Annotated in this window: 3 protein-coding genes; all 3 read left to right on the forward strand. The window is 38.9% G+C overall.

Annotation, left to right across the window (positions count from 1 at the left end; translation table 11 throughout):
* On the forward strand, window positions 1–252 hold a 252-nt coding region (locus tag C7H79_RS18580), incomplete at its 5' end, for a hypothetical protein (RefSeq protein ID WP_206781776.1).
* An 80-nt stretch (window positions 253–332) separates the two neighbouring features.
* Window positions 333–533: a hypothetical protein gene (locus C7H79_RS16800; protein WP_106708378.1), complete on the forward strand. Its 201-nt coding sequence runs from the start codon at window positions 333–335 to the stop codon at window positions 531–533.
* Between the two features lie 9 nt (window positions 534–542).
* Window positions 543–2,684, forward strand: a complete 2,142-nt coding sequence (locus C7H79_RS18515) for an eCIS core domain-containing protein (RefSeq protein WP_197714670.1) — start codon at window positions 543–545, stop codon at window positions 2,682–2,684.
* The last annotated feature ends 75 nt before the right edge of the window (window positions 2,685–2,759 follow it).

Raw genomic sequence — 2,759 nt, forward strand, 5'->3', positions numbered from 1 at the left:
CAAACCTTCGGGAGTCCCCCGGCTGAGCCGGGGGTTTACCTGTTATTAATTATGAATACTCGGGCTGTCAAAACACAGGAAAACAAAAGCCAACCGGTAGCTAATTCAGTCTCTCAATTTCATAATGATAGTGACTCTTCTCTTCAATTTATAGATAATAGACCCGAAGCTATTGCGCAAAGAAAATTACAAGCATTGGCAAATAGCAGCGTTCAAGCAAAACAATCGGGAAATAAAACCTCTTTCACATAAACCAAAAAATACTTAGCTTAGTGCTGCATATACTTAAGAGGATAATAGGAACATTCCTATTATTCAATTGTTGGTGGTAATTGACCAAACCTGAAAAGAATAAAAATATGATGACTCACGCTTCCAAAACACAAGAAAATAAAAGCCAATCGGTTGCAAATGGTGAATCTCAGATGCAGAACAGCAAGGAGTCTACTTTTCAATTTGTCGACAATCGACCTGAAGCCATTGCACAAAGGAAACTGCAAGAGATGGTTAACAATAGTCCAAAGACAAAATAAGCAGCACAATTGCAGACCATTCAGAAGAAAAAAAACAACACAGGTTTACCTGATAATTTAAAAACAGGCATTGAAAATCTTTCTGGATACTCGATGAATGATGTAAAGGTGCATCGTAATTCTGATAAACCCGCTCAATTGCAAGCCCAGGCCTATGCGCAAGGAACTGACATTCATTTAGGTCCAGGACAAGAAAAACATCTACCACATGAAGCCTGGCACGTAGTGCAACAGAAGCAAGGGCGTGTGAAGCCCACCATGCAACTTAAAGGCATGTTGAATATCAATGATGATAATGCTCTTGAGCATGAAGCAGATCTTATGGGGGCCAAAGTGGCTCAAATGAAAACCTCTACCCCTGAATTGACAGAATTAACAGAAAAGCATATTACTTCTCCAACGATTCAGGGCTTTGATTTAACAGCGACGACATTTGCTGAATTGATTACCGAACAAAATGATAATCAAACCACATTTGGTTATTCCAAGGAAGATTATAGTGGAATTACAACGGTGGGCTTTGAACATGAGTTTGCTCAGATGGACACAGGGTCGATAAAAGGGCTCACACATCTTGTGCTCTCGGCTTCTACTAAAAAACTGCCTTTGAGTAATTTGCCGTTTTATCTGGAGACGGACGCAGACAATGCACTTGAGCTTGTCAGTCCTCCCTTTTTAGTTAATACGATTAATGACACCACACCGATTCCAGATCCGAAAGAAGTTAAACAAATTGATGATATGATTCAATCAAGTTTATCGAGTATGGTTGCTAAAAAGCCTAAACTCTCTGCATTAATTCAAGACTTTAAAAAAGACCCTGAATTAACCTTTCCTATTTCTGAGGTTACCACTAAACCCGAAAATGTTTCGCCAACTTATGATGGCTCATTTAACAAAGATGAGGATAAGGTATCTGCCTCTAATATCAATGATATCGACTTGAAGCCTAGTCGCAAAGCTGGACTTGATAGGCCAGGTATCAGTGCACAAGTGAATTTTGCTACTGACGCAGAACACTATGGAAGCATGTTGAATCTGTCTACTGATGAAGAATATGAACCACAAAAAGCATATGCAGACTTGCAAACGCGATTACAGGGGCTGATTAATGATGTTGCATCCGCCAAAAATATTGTGATGACCCCTGAGCTGAAACTTTATTTACAACTTATGGCTAAAACATTGAGTACTCTTTTAGCGCTACCATCTATTACTAAAACAAAGACCACAAAAGAAGAAATCTTTGACAATACCAATGAGCACACAAGAAAAGCTAAAGTGAAAAAGATACATTCAGGGCAAGAGAAAGAAGAATATGAACACGCTTCAAGTATGGCGAGTCATGTAAAAGATGTAAGTGGTGCGTGGATAAAAGATACCTTGTGGAATATTGGCCTGGGAATTTTAACAAAAGATGAATGGATTAAAGTTAAAATTATTACAGACATAACAAGTAATCTTGGTACTAAGGTTAAAGCATTGAAAGCCAATGGTACTTTATTTGGAAAGTCGTCCAAGAAATTTTATTCAGAAGCTTTTGATGCAACAATGATTAAAATAGATTCTGCTATAACGGTTATCCATAATAATGCAACAACGACGATAACCTCTCCTGCATTATCTGGCAGCGGGAAAGGAGGAACGAAAGCGGAGGATATCTATAAAGGACCGAATACATCTGTAGAATTTTTGGGACATGATGATCAATGGGTGGGAACGCGTCAAGATACTTACATTCCTGATACGGAGCACAAGGTTCAACTACCTGCCTGGGGCAAACGACTTCATGTGGTTGAAACAAGAGGAGAGCCACTCGACTCTCTAGAAATGCTCAAAGCCTATCATCAAATTCTGAACTCTAATAAAAGTGATGCGGCGATCGGTCAGGAACTTCATTCCATCACACAAACTCAAGTGCATAACGATCGAGAAAAACATGAGGGTTGGCTGAAAGAAAAGGATAACACCTCGAATCCAAAATCATTGAAAGATGATGAATTGCTTACTGCGCTGAACAAAGCTTTTGAAAAACAAGTTGCAGCTCTAAGAGATCGGTTGATTAAAAAGGATCTTGCCAGCGGAACACTGGTTCTTGCGACCGCAGTTAAGTTTCATACAACACAGGAACGAGTGAATGGATTGAAGTGATTATAATAAGCTTACATATCAATCTTAAAACATTTATAGGTGTTTTGGAGTCAGGCAAAAATAATGTACAAACAA

Source organism: Nitrosomonas supralitoralis, from assembly GCF_003011925.2.
Classification (GTDB): domain Bacteria; phylum Pseudomonadota; class Gammaproteobacteria; order Burkholderiales; family Nitrosomonadaceae; genus Nitrosomonas; species Nitrosomonas supralitoralis.